Below are 16430 nucleotides of genomic sequence, written 5' to 3' on the forward strand. Positions count from 1 at the left end.
AGGCGTCGAGATTCTTATGGATAAATTGATTATTACCGGCGGTGCCCGCCTTGATGGCGAGATTCGCATCTCCGGTGCAAAAAACTCCGCCTTGCCGATCCTGGCAGCGACCCTGCTGTGCGATGGCCCGGTTACCGTGGCCAACCTGCCGCACCTGCACGACATCACCACCATGATCGAGCTGTTCGGTCGCATGGGTATCGAGCCGGTGATCGACGAGAAACTGGCCGTCGAAATCGACCCGCGCACCATCAAGACCCTGATCGCCCCGTACGAGCTGGTGAAAACCATGCGCGCGTCGATCCTGGTGCTGGGCCCGATGGTCGCCCGTTTCGGCGAAGCCGAAGTCGCATTGCCTGGCGGGTGCGCCATCGGCTCGCGTCCGGTTGACCTGCATATCCGCGGCCTTGAAGCCATGGGTGCGACCATCGACGTCGAAGGCGGCTACATCAAGGCCAAGGCGCCGGAAGGCGGCCTGCGTGGCGCCAACTTCTTCTTTGATACCGTCAGCGTGACCGGTACCGAGAACATCATGATGGCCGCTGCCCTGGCCAACGGCCGCAGCGTCCTGCAAAACGCCGCGCGCGAGCCGGAAGTGGTCGACTTGGCCAACTTCCTGATCGCCATGGGTGCCAACATCACCGGCGCCGGCACCGACACCATCACCATCGACGGTGTGAAACGCCTGCACCCGGCCACCTACAAAGTGATGCCGGACCGCATCGAGACCGGTACCTACCTGGTTGCTGCTGCCGTCACCGGTGGTCGCGTCAAGGTCAAGGACACCGATCCGACCATCCTGGAAGCGGTCCTGGAAAAGCTGCGCGAAGCCGGTGCCGAAATCACTACCGGCGAAGACTGGATCGAGCTGAACATGCACGGCAAGCGTCCTAAAGCCGTCAACGTGCGTACCGCTCCCTACCCAGCGTTCCCGACCGACATGCAAGCGCAGTTCATCTCCCTGAACGCGATTGCCGAAGGCACCGGTGCCGTGATCGAGACCATCTTCGAAAACCGCTTCATGCACGTGTACGAACTGCACCGCATGGGCGCGAAGATCCAGGTCGAAGGCAACACCGCCATCGTGACCGGCACCGAGAAACTCAAGGGCGCGCCAGTGATGGCCACCGACCTGCGTGCCTCGGCCAGCCTGGTGATCTCGGCGCTGATCGCCGAAGGCGACACCCTCATCGACCGCATCTACCATATAGACCGTGGTTACGAGTGCATCGAAGAAAAACTGCAGATGCTCGGCGCCAAAATCCGCCGCGTACCGGGCTAGTCCCGCCGCTGAAAACGCTGTCACTGTGGTGAGCGGGCTTGCCCCGCGCTGGGCTGCGAAGCGGCCCTAAAGTCTGGGGAGCGCTGCGCACTCCAGCGCAGGGCAAGCCCGCTCACTACTAGAGGCTTGCTGTGAATTTGTTCAAAATCGAGGCTGTAATGGCCTCGATCTGTGTCCGGCGCCGTTTGCGACCGGGCAGCAATAGCCTGATGAAGGACTGACGTTTCCATGTTGACCATCGCACTGTCCAAGGGCCGCATCCTTGACGACACTTTGCCGCTTCTGGCTGAAGCGGGCATCGTGCCGACCGAGAATCCGGACAAGAGCCGCAAGCTGATCATCCCCACGACCCAGGACGACGTGCGCCTGTTGATCGTGCGGGCTACCGACGTGCCGACCTACGTTGAACATGGTGCGGCCGACCTCGGTGTTGCCGGTAAAGACGTGCTGATGGAATACGGCGGCCAGGGCCTGTACGAGCCATTGGACCTGCGTATCGCCCTGTGCAAGTTGATGACCGCTGGCCGTGTCGGTGATGTCGAGCCCAAAGGCCGCCTGCGCGTCGCGACCAAGTTCGTCAATGTTGCCAAGCGTTACTACGCCGAGCAAGGCCGCCAGGTCGACATCATCAAGCTCTACGGCTCGATGGAGCTGGCGCCGCTGATCGGCCTGGCCGACAAGATCATCGACGTGGTCGACACCGGTAACACCCTGCGTGCCAACGGTCTTGAGCCGCAAGAATTCATTGCCGACATCAGTTCCCGCCTGATCGTCAACAAAGCTTCGATGAAGATGCAGCATGCCCGTATCCAGGCGTTGATCGACACCCTGCGCACGGCAGTGGAGTCGCGACACCGCGGTTGACTTACCCGCGTAGCCGAAAGGCTGCGCCCGTCTATCCGCCTCATAGCCAGAATTCTCAGGTGCCCAAGCGGAAACGACTGCTAGTTTAGGGCGCCTGAGTTTTTGCCAATTCTATTGAGGCCCTCGCTATGACCACGTCCACTGCAATTGCCCGACTCAACGCTGCCGACCCGGATTTCGCCCATCATCTGGATCATCTGCTGAGCTGGGAAAGCGTGTCCGACGATTCGGTCAACCAGCGGGTGCTCGACATCATCAAGGCCGTGCGCGAGCGCGGTGATGCGGCGCTGGTGGACTTCACCCGCCAGTTCGACGGCCTGGACGTCAAGTCCATGGCTGACCTGATCCTGCCCCGCGAACGCCTGGAACTGGCCCTGACGCGCATCACTGCGCCGCAGCGCGAAGCCCTGGAAGTGGCGGCGGCGCGCGTGCGCAGCTACCACGAAAAACAGAAACAGGATTCCTGGAGCTACACCGAGGCCGACGGCACGGTGCTGGGCCAGAAGGTCACCCCGCTGGACCGCGCCGGTCTGTACGTGCCGGGCGGCAAAGCTTCGTACCCCTCATCGGTGCTGATGAACGCGATCCCGGCCAAAGTGGCAGGCGTGACCGAAGTGGTCATGGTCGTGCCGACCCCGCGCGGTGAAATCAACGAACTGGTGTTGGCTGCAGCCTGCATCGCCGGTGTGGATCGCGTGTTCACCATCGGCGGCGCCCAAGCCGTTGCCGCCCTGGCGTACGGCACTGAAAGCGTGCCGAAGGTCGACAAAGTGGTCGGCCCAGGCAATATCTATGTCGCCACCGCCAAACGCCACGTATTTGGCCAGGTGGGCATCGACATGATCGCCGGCCCTTCGGAAATCCTGGTGGTATGCGACGGTCAGACCGACCCGGACTGGATCGCCATGGACCTGTTCTCCCAGGCCGAGCATGACGAAGATGCCCAGGCGATCCTGGTCAGCCCGGACGCCGAGTTCCTCGACAAGGTCGCGGCCAGCATCAATAAACTGCTGCCGACCATGGAGCGCGCCGAGATCATCGAGAAGTCGATCAATGGCCGTGGCGCGTTGATCCTGGTGCGCGACATGGAGCAAGCCATCGAAGTGGCCAACCGTATCGCGCCGGAGCACCTGGAGCTGTCCGTGGCCGACCCACAAGCCTGGCTGCCGTCGATTCGCCACGCGGGTGCGATCTTCATGGGCCGCCATACCAGCGAAGCCCTAGGGGACTACTGCGCGGGCCCGAACCACGTGCTGCCAACCTCCGGCACGGCGCGGTTCTCGTCGCCACTGGGGGTGTATGACTTCCAGAAGCGTTCGTCGATCATCTTCTGCTCGCCCCAGGGCGCTTCCGAGCTGGGCAAGACTGCTTCGGTGCTGGCCCGTGGTGAATCCCTGAGTGCCCACGCCCGCAGCGCCGAATACCGCATCCTTGAAGAGAAGGGGAACTGAGACATGAGCAAATTCTGGAGCCCTTTCGTCAAGGACCTCGTGCCTTACGTGCCCGGCGAACAACCCAAGCTGACCAAGCTGGTCAAGCTCAACACCAATGAAAACCCCTACGGGCCATCGCCCAAGGCATTGGCGGCGATGCAGGCCGAGTTGAACGACAACCTGCGCCTGTACCCGGACCCCAACAGCGACCTGCTCAAGCAGGCGGTGGCCAAGTATTACGGGATCGATGCCGGCAAAGTGTTCCTTGGCAACGGTTCCGACGAAGTCCTCGCGCACATCTTCCACGGCCTGTTCCAGCACGATCTGCCGCTGCTGTTCCCGGATATCAGCTACAGCTTCTATCCGGTTTACTGCGGGCTCTATGGCATCAAGTCCGCTCCGGTGCCGCTGGACGAACAGTTCCAGATCCGCGTGGCGGATTACGCCAAGCCGAACGGCGGGATCATCTTCCCCAACCCGAACGCGCCCACCGGCTGCGTGCTGGCGCTGGACGCCGTGGAGCAGATCCTCAAGGCCAGCCCGGACTCGGTGGTGGTGGTCGATGAAGCCTATATCGACTTCGGCGGTGAAACCGCGATCAGCCTGGTGGACCGCTACCCGAACCTGCTGGTGACCCAGACCCTGTCCAAATCGCGCTCACTGGCTGGTTTGCGCGTGGGCCTGGCCGTGGGTCACCCGGACCTGATCGAAGCGCTGGAGCGGGTCAAGAACAGCTTCAACTCCTACCCGCTGGATCGCCTGGCGATTGTCGGCGCAGCGGCGGCGTTCGAGGATCGTGAGTACTTCGAGAAGACCTGCCGATTGGTTATCGATAGCCGTGAGAAAGTCGTGGCACAGTTGGAAGCCAAAGGCTTTGAAGTGTTGCCGTCGGCAGCCAACTTCATCTTTGCCCGTCACCCACAGCATGACGCGGCGGGCCTGGCGGCCAAGTTGCGTGAGCAAGGGGTGATTGTTCGTCACTTCAAGCAGGAGCGGATTGCCCAGTTCCTGCGGATCAGCATCGGCACGCCTGAGCAGAACCAGGCGTTGATCGATGGGCTCGGTGAGCTCTAGGCGTTAGACCTTTATTGGCTTGACGGGCCTCATCGCGGGCAAGCCCGGCTCCCACATTGGAATGCATTTCCCTGTGGGAGCCGGGCTTGCCCGCGATGAGGCCATCAGCAACACCGCATCGTTACAGCAACGGCTCATCCGGCTTCTTGTTCTTCCAACCATCATTGCCCGGCAGCAACAGGTTCAAGCCAATCGCCACCACCGCGCACAGGGCAATGCCCTTGAGGCCGAAGTCATCCGGGCCGGTGCCGGTGCCGACCAGCACACCGCCAATCCCGAACACCAGGGTCACCGACACAATCACCAGGTTGCGAGCTTCGCCCAGGTCGATCTTGTGGCGGATCAGCGTGTTCATCCCCACCGCGGCAATCGAGCCGAACAGCAGGCACAGGATCCCGCCCATCACCGGTACCGGGATGCTCTGCAGCAATGCGCCGAACTTACCGATAAACGCCAGGCTGATAGCAAACACTGCCGCCCAGGTCATGATTTTCGGGTTGTAGTTCTTGGTCAGCATCACCGCGCCGGTCACTTCGGCGTAGGTGGTGTTCGGCGGGCCGCCAAACAGGCCGGCAGCCGTGGTGGCAATGCCGTCACCCAGCAACGTGCGGTGCAGGCCTGGCTTCTTCAGGTAGTCGCGACCAGTCACGCTGCCCACTGCAATCACACCGCCGATATGTTCGATCGCCGGGGCCAGGGCCACCGGGACGATAAACAGGATCGCTTGCCAGTTGAATTCCGGCGCGGTGAAGTGGGGCAGGGCAAACCAGGGGGCGGCGGCGATCTTCGCCGTGTCGACCACGCCAAAGTAGAACGACATGGCAAAGCCCACCAGCACGCCGGAGATGATCGGCACCAGGCGGAAAATGCCCTTGCCGAACACCGCCACGATCAAGGTGGTCAGCAGTGCTGGCATCGAGATCATCATCGCCGTCTGGTAATGGATCAGCTCGGTACCGTCACCGGCTTTACCCATCGCCATGTTGGCGGCGATCGGTGCCATGGCCAGGCCGATGGAGATAATCACTGGCCCGATCACCACGGGCGGCAGCAGCCGGTCGATAAACCCGGTGCCCTTGATCTTCACGGCCAGGCCCAGGAAGGTATAAACGAAGCCGGCGGCCATCACCCCGCCCATGGTCGCCGCGAGGCCGAACTGGCCCTTGGCGAGAATGATCGGGGTGATGAAGGCAAAACTCGACGCCAGGAAGACCGGCACCTGCCGCCCTGTCACCACCTGGAACAACAATGTGCCCAGGCCTGCGGTGAACAGTGCGACGTTTGGATCAAGACCTGTGATCAGTGGCATCAACACCAGCGCGCCAAATGCTACGAAGAGCATTTGTGCGCCAGACAGGATCTGGCGCCAAAGCGGGTCGTTGAATTCATCCTGCATGCTCACGCGTCCTTCTGCTTGGTGCCGAAGATCTTGTCACCGGCATCGCCCAGGCCTGGGATGATGTAGCCGTGTTCGTTCAGACGCTCATCGATGGACGCGGTGTAGATCTGCACGTCCGGGTGGGCCTTCTCGACGGCAGCGATGCCTTCGGGGGCAGCGACCAGCACCATGGCGCGGATGTCCCGGCAACCGGCTTTTTTCAGCAGGTCGATGGTGGCAACCATGGAGCTGCCGGTGGCGAGCATCGGGTCGATGATCATCGCCAGGCGCTCGTTGATTTCCGGAACGAGTTTTTCCAGGTAGGTGTGGGCCTGCAGCGTTTCTTCGTTGCGGGCCACGCCCACGGCGCTGACCTTGGCGCCCGGGATCAGGCTGAGCACGCCTTCGAGCATGCCGATACCGGCGCGCAGGATCGGCACCACGGTGATTTTCTTACCGGCGATTTTCTCGACCTGGACGGGACCGGCCCAACCAGGAATCTCGTAGCTTTCCAGGGGCAAGTCCTTGGTCGCTTCGTAAGTGAGCAACGCTCCGACTTCCTGAGCAAGCTCACGGAAGTTCTTCGTGCTAATGTCGGCGCGGCGCATAAGGCCGAGCTTGTGTCGGATCAGCGGATGGCGGATCTCGCGAGTGGGCATGGGAAAGGCTCCGGCGGCGGGCAAAAAAACCGGCCTAGATTAATCTATCCGAGGGTGTTGTCCTATAGACATCTAGTACGTTAGTCCATTAAGGCTTGCTCGGAGCGCACGAGAAGCGTACCTTCGCCCGCTTTTCTTGCCACAGCACCCCCTTGGAGAGCGCCATGTCCGCTGATCTCGAGCATATCCGTCAAATCATGCACGAGGCTGACTGCCTGTACACCGAAGCGCAAGTCGAAGAAGCGATCGCCAAGGTCGGCGCACACATCACCCGTGAAATGGCCGACACCAACCCGGTGGTCTTCTGCGTGATGAACGGTGGCCTGATCTTCGCCGGCAAATTGCTGACCCACCTGCAATTCCCGCTGGAAGCGTCCTACCTGCATGCCACCCGTTATCGCAACGAAACCAGCGGCGGCGACCTGTTCTGGAAGGCCAAGCCGGAAGTCTCGTTCATCGATCGCGACGTGCTGATCATCGATGACATCCTCGACGAAGGTCACACCCTGGGCGCGATCATCGACTTCTGCAAACACGCCGGCGCGCGCAAAGTGCACACCGCCGTGCTGATCGACAAAGACCACGACCGCAAGGCGCGCCCGGACCTGAAAGCCGATTACGTCGGCCTGCCGTGCATCGACCGCTACATCTTCGGTTACGGCATGGACTACAAAGGCTACTGGCGCAACGCCAATGGAATCTTCGCCGTCAAAGGAATGTAAGCATGGCCCGCTTTCTTGATCAGACGCTGTTTGCCGAACTGGCCGAGAAAGCGGCCGCCAGCCCTCGTGGCCGACACCACCACAACTTTCATCAAATGGAAGAGCCCTGCCATCGTCTGGCGGTGGGCCTGCAACCGGACACCTATGTGCCGCCTCATCGGCACTTGAGTGCGGACAAGGCGGAAACCTTGCTGGTGCTGCAGGGCCGTTTGGGTGTGCTGGTGTTCAGCGAAACCGGCGAGGTGCTCGCCAAGCGCGTCATGCAGGCGGGCGGTGAGTGCGCGGGTGTCGACCTGCCGCCGGGTGTGTTCCATGGCCTGGTGGTGCTGGAGCCCGACACGGTGATGTTCGAGTGCAAGGCCGGCCCTTATCGTCCGGTGGGCGAGGGCGAACTGGCCGACTGGGCACCCCGTGAAGGTGACGCTGGCGTGGCCGAGTATCGACGCTGGATGCTTGCCCAGTTCGATTGAGCTACAGTGCTGGGCCCACCTTGCCGGAGCGGCCCATGAGCCTGTTGACACGCACCTGCGCCGCCCTGGCGTTGACCCTCAGTTTGCCCCTGGCCGCGGCGCCTGCGCCGATGCACAGCCAATTCTTGCCCTCGGATGACCTGACCCTGCGCGCCGAAGCGCCGGACCAGCAGCAGCTGCTGCAAGTCACCGAGTACGCGGTAGTGGTGGGCAACCAGCGCCAATCCAGCCAGCAACCGATCCCGGTGACTTCGCCGCTGATGATTCGCCTCAAGGGCAAGTCCCTCAACAAGGGCGCGACGATCAGCCAAGTGGTGCTCAATTTTGATGCTGAGAGCAAAAGCCTGAAAAAGCCCGCTTACGATGACAAGAGCAAGACGCTGACCTTGTCGTACCCGGTGGCCCAGTACCGCGTGATCGTCGACTTGCTGCGCAATGACACGGTGTATGTGCAGTTCCTCAGTTATGCCAACGGGCATATCTGGGCGGATTTGCATACCGGAGCCGTTCGCGCGAAGTAGTCAGGCGACACAGATTCCGCCATGTGGATGCAATTGATGTGGGAGCTGGCTTGCCTGCGATAGCGTTGTCTCAGTGACAGAGGGGCCAGTTGACCCACCGCTATCGCAGGCAAGCCAGCTCCCACATAAGTGTTTGGTTGTTTTCGAAGGTGGTGTCTGGCAGGTAGACTTCAAACCCCGTGTAAATGTCCGCAGGCTGGAGTCGGTAATGCGTAAAGATAAGAAACAGGTGATTGGTGATGAGATCGGCGACGATCAGATCAAGTTGTTCCTGGACTTCGAGCCGGTCGACGCGACTTCACCGTCCCTGCACAAACTGATCAAGGCCTACCGTGGCCTGCGTATCGACGACTTCGAACGGTTCCTGGGCTTCTTCAAGGAAGCCGGCCTGGACCTCGACGGCAAGGATGAGCATGGCCAGACCTTTGTCGATCTGATCAAGGACCAGCGTAATGCCGCCGAATACATCGAGCTGATCGATAACGCCCGCGGCTGATTATCCTAGACACACAAAAACGCCCCGCTCTCATCATGAGAGCGGGGCGTTTTTTATGGCGTCACGACCTCAAGCGTAGCTTTCGGTCTCGGCGGCAGGTGCCACCAGCTCAAGGCTGATGTTGTTCTGCGTGTTGATCTTGCGATACAGCTCGGCATCCGTCTCCAGGACCTTTTCCCGCGCCGGGAAAATTTCCTGCAGCTTGGCGGCCCATTCACCCGACGCTTTGCTTGGGAAGCACTTCTCGATCAGTTCCAGCATGATCGAAACGGTCACCGAAGCACCCGGGGACGCACCCAGCAGCGCGGCCAACGAACCATCTTTGGCCGCGACCAGCTCGGTACCAAATTGCAGCACACCGCCTTTCTTCGGGTCTTTCTTGATGATCTGCACCCGTTGACCGGCCACTTCCAGGCGCCAGTCTTCGGCTTTCGCCTCAGGGTAGAAGCGGCGCAGGGATTCCAGGCGCTGCTCCATGGATTGGCGCACTTCGCTGACCAGGTACTTGGTCAGGTCCATGTTGTCGCGCGCCACGGCCAGCATCGGGCCGATGTTGCCGGCACGAATCGACAGGGGTAGGTCGAGGAACGAACCGTGCTTGAGGAACTTGGTGGTGAAACCGGCGTATGGCCCGAACAGCAGGGACTTCTTGCCATCCACCACGCGGGTGTCCAGATGCGGCACGGACATCGGTGGCGAGCCCACGGCAGCCTGGCTGTAGACCTTGGCCTGGTGGTGCTTGACCACTTCCGGGTTGTCGCAACGCAGCCACTGGCCGCTGACCGGGAAGCCGCCAAAACCTTTGCTTTCCTCGATGCCCGAGGCTTGCAGCAGCGGCAGGGCTGCGCCACCGGCGCCAAGGAACACAAACTTGGCGTCCACTTCACGGCTGTTGCCGCTGTTGACGTCCTTGATGCTCACGGTCCAGCCCGCGCCGTTGCGCTTGAGGCCGGTTACACGCTTGCTGTACTTGACCTGGGCGTCTGCCGAGCTGGTCAGGTGGCTGAGCAGTTGGTTGGTCAGCGCGCCGAAGTTGACGTCCGTGCCGTTCATCACGCGGGTGGCCGCGATTTTTTCGTCGAGCGGACGGCCCGGCATCATCAGCGGCATCCACTCGGCCATTTCGTTGCGGTCTTCGGTGTAGTGCATGTCCGAAAACGCGTGGTGCTGGCGGAGGGATTCAAAGCGCTTCTTGAGGAAGTCCACGCCTTTTTCGCCCTGCACGAAGCTCAAGTGCGGCACCGGGCTGATAAAGGACTTGGACGAGCCAAAGGTGCCCTTTTTGGTCAGGTACGCCCAGAACTGCTTCGACACCTCGAACTGGGTGTTGATGTGCACGGCTTTCTTGATGTCGATGGAGCCATCGGCAGCCTGCGGTGTGTAGTTCAGCTCACACAGGCCGGCGTGGCCGGTACCGGCGTTGTTCCACGGGTTGGAACTTTCCGCGGCACCCGAATCCATCAGCTCAACGACTTCCAGCTTGAGGCCGGGGTCGAGCTCTTTGAGCAGTACGGCCAGGGTGGCACTCATGATGCCGGCCCCTACCAGTACTACGTCGACTGCTTCGTTATGCGCCATTTAACGCGTCTCCAAAATCTGCAGCACCAAATTGACGGCATGGCTGCCAGGAGTGACGGGGCGGTTCACGTGTTGCCCCAGGTTACCCATGGCCAGGATCGCCATGTCCGATTCGCAATTCTTTGCAACTTCAGCGCACGCTTCCTGCCGGGCTAATCTGCCTATGAACGCATTCATGGGCGCCTGTGGCAATTCGACTTATGGTCAAAGCGTGCGATTCGTGCAACCAATCCGTAGCGGACAGGCTCAAGCTCCGGTTTTTGAGGCGTGCTCGGTCCTGTGTGGTTGGGCTGTTCCAGACGCTGATGGTGCTTGTACAAACGCCAAACTATTCATTTGCTCGCCACACTCTTGTGAAGTTGTGAAAACCCGTTTTTTCACGCTCTTTTGAAGACGTGAACCTCAAAAAAGGGCTGCCCCAGCCTGGCACCTGGCCCGGATACCTTGCCGACACGCGGCAAAACGGGCAAACAACTCAAGTGGCCGAGCACAATGGCAGCTCTGGCAGATTCGATAAAGGCGGAGGGTTTGCAGGGAAAACAGCAAGCACGCCAGCTTCACTCGATCTGTGTGGGCGGCTCTCTGTGGGCGATTCTTGGGCTAATGCCGAGGCATTAACGATGCTGCGAGGCCCGATCAGGAGACGTCCTTATAATCGGGGGGAGATTGTAGCGAAGAACGCCAGGGAAATGGGCGTGTTTTATGACTTTTATTAGGTGTTCGGTCAGGCGGCCAACGGCTGGTGGCGGGACGACCGCGCAGGACGCGGGCTGACGCGGGCCCGGGCAGGCAATGGGTGGTGCATCCAGCTCAGGCGGATTTCATCGATTTCTACCCAGCCGTCGCCAACTGGAGGCTGGCTGCACTCTTTGAACGCCTGGCAACGCCCCTGTGCATCGAGCAGGGCGAATTGGCGAAGGGCGGTCTTGCGCGTGAACAGTGACCAGAGAAAATGCATGGCGATCAACCTCCTGAGATTGGGGCCAAGCATGCCTGCCCGGGATGACGAGCCCATGTAACGGGTGTGACATATCGGTGACATCGAACCGCGTTCCAGGCAAGGGGTCACAGGTTGTAACTGATGCTAGTTCCCGGCAGTGGCGCCCCGCTATACTGCCGGCCTGTCGGTACCTGATTTCTGGAGAGAAGAGCATGTTGCAACGCCTGTTGTTCGGTTTGATCACTGTGACCAGTTTGACCCTGGTTGGCTGCGCCAACAGCCCGCAACAACTGACCCCGGAACCGAAGATCACCACCCAGCTGGCGCCAGTGGGCCACGGCCAGCCGGTATCGGTACGAGTGGTGGATGGTCGTCCATCGCCGACGCTCGGCTCGCGCGGTGGCCTGTACCCGGAAACCGCCCTGGTGTCGGTGAACGCTCAAGACGTGCTGCCCAAGCTGCAGGCCCAGGCCGAAGCCGCCGTGCGCCTGCTGGGTTTCACCCCAAGCCCCAACGCCCCAGGCGCTCCGCAGTTGACGATCACCCTGGCTGAATTGAAGTATCAGTCGCCTAAAGACGGCCTGTACGTGACCGAAGCGTCCATCGGCGCGACCTTCAAGTCCGACGTCAGCGCCGGCACCCGTCGCTACAGTGGTCGCTATGGCGCGTCCCTGAACCAGCGTTTCGGTATGTCGCCGAACCAGGAAACCAACACCAAGCTGGTCAGCGACGTCCTGAGCGACGCCTTGACCCGTCTGTTCAAGGACCCAAGCATCGGTTCGCTGCTCAGCGCGCAATAACCGATCCGATAGAAAACCGGGCTCAGTGATGAGCCCGGTTTTTTTTCGCCTCCCGTTTCATGCGGCAGTGTCGATACAGAAATCCAGCAGGCTTACCCCCGTCAGCAGATCGGCCTCCGGCAGGTCCGCATGCTGGTGCCCGCCAAGGGCGCAATACACCAGCCAGTGGCGGTCCTGGACGTTGAACGCCAGGCCGCCGATCAGCGCCTCTTGCTCATCGCTCTGGGCGATCAGGTACAGCCGATCCTGGTTTTGCGCGTGCAGCATGACAAGCTCCTAAGCATCGAAGGGCAACAGAGTGGCTTGTTAAGGTGACGTTCAGGTGACGGTGTAAATTACTGGATACATTAACCGTCCATGGGGGAGGGAGCATGAGCGGCGCCGGAGGCCACTATCGTTCAGGTTTGTATCTGAACTGATACCAAGACACTGTTTTACCGAGGTTTGCGATGGCGCTGCCCGCACTATTGATCAATGTTGTGGCTTTAATGGTGGCTTGCCCGGGTGCGGCGCTGCTGTTTATCACCCGCCTGCGCGAACAGCGCGCAATGGCCGAGTTGACCGCGCAAAGCGAAGATCGGGCAATCGACCAACCGATGTTGTTGCTGGATGTGCGCACCGAACGGGCGCATCGTCTGGCTTACCGCATCGGGTTCGCCTGCCTGGGGCTGGCGCTGGCCTTTTCCTGGCTCAGCACCCACCTCTAAAACGCCACAACACAAATGTGGGAGCGGGCTTGCTCGCGAATGCGGTGTATCAGTCAATAATGTAGCGACTGACATTCCGCATTCGCGAGCAAGCCCGCTCCCACATTTTGATCAGTGTTTACAAAGGTATTCCGGCTTTAACTCGATATTGATTACGCACCGGGGTTGCATACTGCACCACCAGGAATGGCCGGTGCTCGGCCGGGCATTCGTTCAGGCGGCGCTCCCATTCAGCCTTGGCCTTGGCCAGTTCATCCGCCGGGAACACCTCGGCTGCCGTCGGCACCTGCAGTTGCGGGTCGGCGTCGCTCCATTGCTGGTAGGCCAGGTAGTGCACCGGGAACAACCGGTAACCGCCGAGAATCTGCCGATCCATTTCCACGGCCAGCAGCTTGGTGTCTTCGAAACGCTCGGTAATCGGCGGCGCGAAGTTGATGTGCACCCGGCCCTTGTAGCCCGTGATGCCCAAGGCGATGCTTACGTCATCCTCGCCCGGTGCCTTGCTGTAGGTGCCGGTGGTGGCGCGGATGTACAACTCGCGTGCCTTGGCGGTATCGCAGGGGTCGTACTCGTAGCTGATCGACACGGGCGTCAGGTTCAGCGACTGGATCACCTCGGCAAACGGCTCGTCCTTGCGGCTGACGTGGAACATCTTGAGGATCGCCGACTCGGTGCGGTCATCGCCATCCTTGGCGCGCCCTTCGGCCTGGGCGATCCAGATGGATTGGCAGTCGTTGCGGATCGAATGGTTGATATAGGCCGACAGCAGGTTGTAAGCCGCCATCTTCTCCTTTCGTCCGGTGATCGAGCGGTGCACGATGAAGCTCTTGTTCAGGCGCATCAGGTCGCTGACAAACGGCTTTTGCAGCAGATTGTCGCCAATGGCGATGCGTGGCGTCGGCAGGCCGGCGTGGTAGACGGCATAGTTGACGAAGGCCGGGTCCATCACGATATCGCGGTGGTTGGCCAGGAACAGGTAGGCGGTGCCGGACTTGAGCTGCTCGACGCCCGTGTAGGTCACACCGTCGGTCGCTCGGTCAATGGTGTGGTCGACGTAATACTCGACTTTGTCCTGCAGCGTGGCCACGGTGGTGACGCCGGCGAATTCACGGCGCAATTTGCGGGCGATCATCGGCTTGAGCAGCCAGCCCAGGGCGCCGGCAAAGCGCGGGAAGCGGAAGTGGGTCAGGATGTCCAGAAAGGCCTTGTCACTGAACAGACGTGCCAGCACTGCCGGGACTTCGCTGTCGTTGTAAGGTCGGATGGTATCGAATTCGCCCATCATGCTCTCTTGTTAGAAACGGCTAGGGTAAGTAAAGGAAATACCAGGGCGCGGCGCGAGTAATGGGCTCGGCCGAACGATAACCCTGTAAATAGACCGGCGATTATACGCACAAGTCACCTTGGAGGCTGCGATGCTGGAAAGCGCGACGTACGATTGTCCTTATTGTGGTGAAGTGGTCGAGACAACGGTGGATTTGTCGGGCGGTGATCAGACCTATATAGAAGACTGCCAGGTGTGTTGCCGGCCGATCATTTTCGATCTGCAGGTCCATGGTGAAGAATGGATGCTTGAAACCCGCAGCGAAAATGAATAAAGGGGGCGCCCATGCAGCGAATCTACGAACCGGAAAACCTGATGGAAGGCGAGTTGCTGCAGCAGATGCTCGCCAGCGAGGGCATCGAAGCGCACCTGGTGGGCCGCCATTTGCTGGGCGGCACCGGCGAATTGCCGATCTTCGGTCTATTGGGCCTGGAGGTGGACAACGACCGGGCCGTTGACGCCCGCGCGCTGATCACTGCCTATATTGGCGCGCAACCCTTGCCCGGCGACGAACCGGACAGCTTCCCCGACGTGCTGGTCTGTTAGGCTGTCGGTCGGTTTACCCAAGAGTCGTGTTGCCCCATGTGTGGACGTTATGCCCTGTTTCGCTGGACCCCCGCTTTTGCTGCCTTGCCGGGCTTCCCGGCTGACCAGCAGGCCCAGTGGAACATCTCCCCGAATGATTCGGTGCTGATCCAGCGCCTGAGCGACGGCCAGCGCACCCTGGCGCGCGCGCGCTGGGGGCTTACGCCACCCTGGCTCACCGACCTTTCCCGCACGCCCGCCCATGCACGCGCCGAAACCCTGGCCGAGCAACCGATGTTTCGCGAAGCGTTCCGTCAACGCCGCTGCCTGCTGCCGGCCAATGGGTTCTACGAATGGCGCGGCACCCAGCGCAAACGCCCGTACTGGCTCACGCCGGGGGAGGGCTCCGCGTTGTTTTTTGCCGCGATCTGGGAGGCTTACCCCGTGCAGGAGCAGGTGTGGCTGAGCACGGCGGTGGTGACCCAGGCGGCGCAGGCTCAGCGCCGCCCGCTGATTCTGGATGCCGAGGGGCAGGACGCCTGGCTTGATCCCGAGACGCCGTTGCATGTGTTGCAAGGGCTGTTGGCCAGCGAGCCCACCGCGTTGCGCGAGCGGGTGTTGGCCAACATGGTCAATGATCCGAAGCTCAATGGGCCTGAGTGCCTGACCCCGGCGTGAGTCACTAAGTGTTGGGTTAGGTTGACTGGCCCCTTCGCGAGCAAGCCCGCTCCCCCATTTGGATGTAGGAACACAGTCAAAATGTGGGAGCGGGCTTGCTCGCGAAGGCGGCCTCAAGCCACCGAAAATCCCTAGACTTTGAACTGATTGATCAACCGGCGCTGCTGCTCCGCCAGCTTGGTCAAGTCCGCACTGGCCGCGCTGGATTCATCCGCGCCGCCTGCTACTTCATTGGCCACTTGGCCGATGTTGATCACGTTGCGATTGATGTCCTCGGCCACCGCGCTCTGTTCTTCGGCGGCACTGGCGATCTGGGTGTTCATGTCGTTGATCACCGAGACTGCCTGAGTGATCGTTTCCAGCGCTTCGGCCGCCTTGGCCGCGTGTTGCACGCTTTCATCGGTGCGGTTCTGGCTGTCCTCCATCACCCGCACCACGTCCCGCGTGCCTTGTTGCAACTGCTGGATCATGGTCTGGATTTCTTCGGTGGCTTTTTGGGTCTTCTGCGCCAGGTTGCGCACTTCGTCAGCCACTACGGCAAAACCACGGCCTTGCTCGCCGGCACGGGCTGCCTCAATGGCTGCGTTCAGCGCCAGCAGGTTGGTCTGTTCCGCGATCCCGCGAATCGCGGTAAGGATGGCGTTGATGTTCTCGCTGTCCTTGGCCAGGGTTTGCACCACGCCCACGGCCTTGCCGATTTCCTCGGCCAGCGCGCCGATGGAAGTGGAGGTGTCGCGCACAATACGCATGCCCTGGCTGGCGGCCTGGTCGGCATGGCTGGCGGCTTGCGCGGCCTGGGTGGCGTTGCGCGCAACATCTTGCGCAGTCGCGGTCATCTCATGCACAGCGGTGGCGACCTGGTCGATTTCCACCATCTGTTTGTGCACGCCCTGGTTGGTGCGGATCGCGATGTCGGCGGTGTGCTCTGACGAATCGCTGACCTTCTGCACCGAGCTCACCACCTGAGTGATCATGCCTT

At 61.0% G+C, this 16430-nt stretch carries 20 protein-coding genes; 13 read left to right on the forward strand and 7 right to left on the reverse strand.

Annotated features, from left to right (window positions below; translation table 11 throughout):
• Positions 1–16 precede the first annotated feature (16 nt).
• The 4 genes from murA (at position 17) to hisC (ending at position 4653) form a co-directional block, all read left to right on the forward strand.
• A complete protein-coding gene (murA, locus tag KUA23_RS04710) occupies positions 17–1282 on the forward strand; it encodes a UDP-N-acetylglucosamine 1-carboxyvinyltransferase (RefSeq protein ID WP_034102217.1) in 1266 nt (421 codons plus the stop codon).
• 228 nt (positions 1283–1510) lie between these two features.
• Entirely contained in the window at positions 1511–2146 is a 636-nt protein-coding gene (hisG, locus tag KUA23_RS04715) for an ATP phosphoribosyltransferase (protein WP_071494135.1), read from the forward strand.
• A gap of 128 nt (positions 2147–2274) precedes the next feature.
• Positions 2275–3597 (forward strand): histidinol dehydrogenase, encoded by a 1323-nt coding sequence (gene hisD / locus KUA23_RS04720; protein WP_025856319.1) that lies wholly within the window; start codon positions 2275–2277, stop codon positions 3595–3597.
• Between the two features lie 3 nt (positions 3598–3600).
• Positions 3601–4653, forward strand: coding sequence for a histidinol-phosphate transaminase (hisC, locus tag KUA23_RS04725; RefSeq protein WP_214496624.1), 1053 nt, complete (start codon positions 3601–3603; stop codon positions 4651–4653).
• Between the two features lie 121 nt (positions 4654–4774).
• Here the strand turns inward: hisC and KUA23_RS04730 are convergent, their stop codons facing one another.
• Positions 4775–6049 carry a uracil-xanthine permease family protein gene (locus KUA23_RS04730; protein WP_034102220.1) on the reverse strand — a complete coding sequence of 425 codons (1275 nt, stop codon included), beginning with the start codon at positions 6047–6049 and terminating at the stop codon, positions 4775–4777.
• Between the two features lie 2 nt (positions 6050–6051).
• Entirely contained in the window at positions 6052–6690 is a 639-nt protein-coding gene (gene upp, locus KUA23_RS04735; RefSeq protein WP_025856322.1) for a uracil phosphoribosyltransferase, read from the reverse strand.
• A 164-nt stretch (positions 6691–6854) separates the two neighbouring features.
• Between upp and KUA23_RS04740 the strand changes: the two genes are divergently transcribed.
• The 4 genes from KUA23_RS04740 to KUA23_RS04755 all read left to right on the forward strand — a co-directional run bounded on the left by KUA23_RS04740 (position 6855) and on the right by KUA23_RS04755 (position 8899).
• Positions 6855–7412, forward strand: a complete 558-nt coding sequence (locus KUA23_RS04740; RefSeq protein WP_078046900.1) for a hypoxanthine-guanine phosphoribosyltransferase — start codon at positions 6855–6857, stop codon at positions 7410–7412.
• 2 nt (positions 7413–7414) lie between these two features.
• Positions 7415–7882 (forward strand): WbuC family cupin fold metalloprotein, encoded by a 468-nt coding sequence (locus KUA23_RS04745; RefSeq protein WP_078046901.1) that lies wholly within the window; start codon positions 7415–7417, stop codon positions 7880–7882.
• Positions 7883–7917: 35 nt separating this feature from the next.
• A complete protein-coding gene (locus tag KUA23_RS04750; RefSeq protein WP_078046902.1) occupies positions 7918–8403 on the forward strand; it encodes a hypothetical protein in 486 nt (161 codons plus the stop codon).
• A gap of 208 nt (positions 8404–8611) precedes the next feature.
• The gene (locus KUA23_RS04755; protein ID WP_003188614.1) at positions 8612–8899 is read left to right on the forward strand and encodes a PA4642 family protein; all 288 of its coding nucleotides are present in this window, start codon (positions 8612–8614) and stop codon (positions 8897–8899) included.
• A 69-nt stretch (positions 8900–8968) separates the two neighbouring features.
• Here KUA23_RS04755 and mqo read toward each other — a convergent pair whose 3' ends face one another.
• Both mqo and KUA23_RS04765 read right to left on the reverse strand, forming a co-directional pair.
• A complete protein-coding gene (gene mqo / locus KUA23_RS04760; RefSeq protein ID WP_078046903.1) occupies positions 8969–10477 on the reverse strand; it encodes a malate dehydrogenase (quinone) in 1509 nt (502 codons plus the stop codon).
• 724 nt (positions 10478–11201) lie between these two features.
• A complete protein-coding gene (locus tag KUA23_RS04765; RefSeq protein ID WP_078046904.1) occupies positions 11202–11435 on the reverse strand; it encodes a hypothetical protein in 234 nt (77 codons plus the stop codon).
• Positions 11436–11629: 194 nt separating this feature from the next.
• On the opposite strand from KUA23_RS04765, the gene KUA23_RS04770 reads away from it, so the two are divergent.
• Complete coding sequence (locus KUA23_RS04770) at positions 11630–12217, forward strand: YajG family lipoprotein (RefSeq protein ID WP_078046905.1); 588 nt, start codon at positions 11630–11632, stop codon at positions 12215–12217.
• Positions 12218–12274: 57 nt separating this feature from the next.
• On the opposite strand, the gene KUA23_RS04775 is transcribed toward KUA23_RS04770, so the two are convergent.
• Complete coding sequence (locus KUA23_RS04775) at positions 12275–12484, reverse strand: hypothetical protein (protein ID WP_058422975.1); 210 nt, start codon at positions 12482–12484, stop codon at positions 12275–12277.
• Positions 12485–12666: 182 nt separating this feature from the next.
• On the opposite strand from KUA23_RS04775, the gene KUA23_RS04780 reads away from it, so the two are divergent.
• Positions 12667–12924: a hypothetical protein gene (locus KUA23_RS04780; RefSeq protein WP_252993513.1), complete on the forward strand. Its 258-nt coding sequence runs from the start codon at positions 12667–12669 to the stop codon at positions 12922–12924.
• A gap of 118 nt (positions 12925–13042) precedes the next feature.
• On the opposite strand, the gene KUA23_RS04785 is transcribed toward KUA23_RS04780, so the two are convergent.
• A complete protein-coding gene (locus KUA23_RS04785; RefSeq protein ID WP_177409476.1) occupies positions 13043–14206 on the reverse strand; it encodes a 1-acyl-sn-glycerol-3-phosphate acyltransferase in 1164 nt (387 codons plus the stop codon).
• Between the two features lie 133 nt (positions 14207–14339).
• Here KUA23_RS04785 and KUA23_RS04790 point away from each other — a divergent pair, with 133 nt between their 5' ends.
• The 3 genes from KUA23_RS04790 to KUA23_RS04800 are packed head-to-tail and all read left to right on the forward strand — an operon-like array spanning position 14340 to position 15451.
• A complete protein-coding gene (locus KUA23_RS04790; RefSeq protein WP_012722266.1) occupies positions 14340–14522 on the forward strand; it encodes a CPXCG motif-containing cysteine-rich protein in 183 nt (60 codons plus the stop codon).
• 11 nt (positions 14523–14533) lie between these two features.
• The gene (locus KUA23_RS04795; protein WP_078046908.1) at positions 14534–14794 is read left to right on the forward strand and encodes a putative signal transducing protein; all 261 of its coding nucleotides are present in this window, start codon (positions 14534–14536) and stop codon (positions 14792–14794) included.
• Between the two features lie 36 nt (positions 14795–14830).
• Positions 14831–15451, forward strand: a complete 621-nt coding sequence (locus KUA23_RS04800; protein ID WP_099494061.1) for an SOS response-associated peptidase — start codon at positions 14831–14833, stop codon at positions 15449–15451.
• 131 nt (positions 15452–15582) lie between these two features.
• Here the strand turns inward: KUA23_RS04800 and KUA23_RS30225 are convergent, their stop codons facing one another.
• Complete coding sequence (locus KUA23_RS30225; RefSeq protein ID WP_371262124.1) at positions 15583–16425, reverse strand: methyl-accepting chemotaxis protein; 843 nt, start codon at positions 16423–16425, stop codon at positions 15583–15585.
• Between the last annotated feature and the right edge of the window lie 5 nt (positions 16426–16430).

The sequence above is a fragment of the Pseudomonas pergaminensis genome, from assembly GCF_024112395.2.
Classification (GTDB): Bacteria; Pseudomonadota; Gammaproteobacteria; order Pseudomonadales; family Pseudomonadaceae; genus Aquipseudomonas; species Aquipseudomonas pergaminensis.

Bases quoted from the DNA above. Each gene is read 5' to 3' on its own strand.
- murA (WP_034102217.1), top strand. From the start codon at position 17: ATGGATAAATTGATTATTACCGGCGGTGCCCGCCTTGATGGCGAGATT.
- hisG (WP_071494135.1), top strand. From the start codon at position 1,511: ATGTTGACCATCGCACTGTCCAAGGGCCGCATCCTTGACGACACTTTG.
- hisD (WP_025856319.1), top strand. From the start codon at position 2,275: ATGACCACGTCCACTGCAATTGCCCGACTCAACGCTGCCGACCCGGAT.
- hisC (WP_214496624.1), top strand. From the start codon at position 3,601: ATGAGCAAATTCTGGAGCCCTTTCGTCAAGGACCTCGTGCCTTACGTG.
- KUA23_RS04730 (WP_034102220.1), bottom strand. From the start codon at position 6,049: ATGCAGGATGAATTCAACGACCCGCTTTGGCGCCAGATCCTGTCTGGC.
- upp (WP_025856322.1), bottom strand. From the start codon at position 6,690: ATGCCCACTCGCGAGATCCGCCATCCGCTGATCCGACACAAGCTCGGC.
- KUA23_RS04740 (WP_078046900.1), top strand. From the start codon at position 6,855: ATGTCCGCTGATCTCGAGCATATCCGTCAAATCATGCACGAGGCTGAC.
- KUA23_RS04745 (WP_078046901.1), top strand. From the start codon at position 7,415: ATGGCCCGCTTTCTTGATCAGACGCTGTTTGCCGAACTGGCCGAGAAA.
- KUA23_RS04750 (WP_078046902.1), top strand. From the start codon at position 7,918: ATGAGCCTGTTGACACGCACCTGCGCCGCCCTGGCGTTGACCCTCAGT.
- KUA23_RS04755 (WP_003188614.1), top strand. From the start codon at position 8,612: ATGCGTAAAGATAAGAAACAGGTGATTGGTGATGAGATCGGCGACGAT.
- mqo (WP_078046903.1), bottom strand. From the start codon at position 10,477: ATGGCGCATAACGAAGCAGTCGACGTAGTACTGGTAGGGGCCGGCATC.
- KUA23_RS04765 (WP_078046904.1), bottom strand. From the start codon at position 11,435: ATGCATTTTCTCTGGTCACTGTTCACGCGCAAGACCGCCCTTCGCCAA.
- KUA23_RS04770 (WP_078046905.1), top strand. From the start codon at position 11,630: ATGTTGCAACGCCTGTTGTTCGGTTTGATCACTGTGACCAGTTTGACC.
- KUA23_RS04775 (WP_058422975.1), bottom strand. From the start codon at position 12,484: ATGCTGCACGCGCAAAACCAGGATCGGCTGTACCTGATCGCCCAGAGC.
- KUA23_RS04780 (WP_252993513.1), top strand. From the start codon at position 12,667: ATGGCGCTGCCCGCACTATTGATCAATGTTGTGGCTTTAATGGTGGCT.
- KUA23_RS04785 (WP_177409476.1), bottom strand. From the start codon at position 14,206: ATGGGCGAATTCGATACCATCCGACCTTACAACGACAGCGAAGTCCCG.
- KUA23_RS04790 (WP_012722266.1), top strand. From the start codon at position 14,340: ATGCTGGAAAGCGCGACGTACGATTGTCCTTATTGTGGTGAAGTGGTC.
- KUA23_RS04795 (WP_078046908.1), top strand. From the start codon at position 14,534: ATGCAGCGAATCTACGAACCGGAAAACCTGATGGAAGGCGAGTTGCTG.
- KUA23_RS04800 (WP_099494061.1), top strand. From the start codon at position 14,831: ATGTGTGGACGTTATGCCCTGTTTCGCTGGACCCCCGCTTTTGCTGCC.
- KUA23_RS30225 (WP_371262124.1), bottom strand. From the start codon at position 16,425: ATGATCACTCAGGTGGTGAGCTCGGTGCAGAAGGTCAGCGATTCGTCA.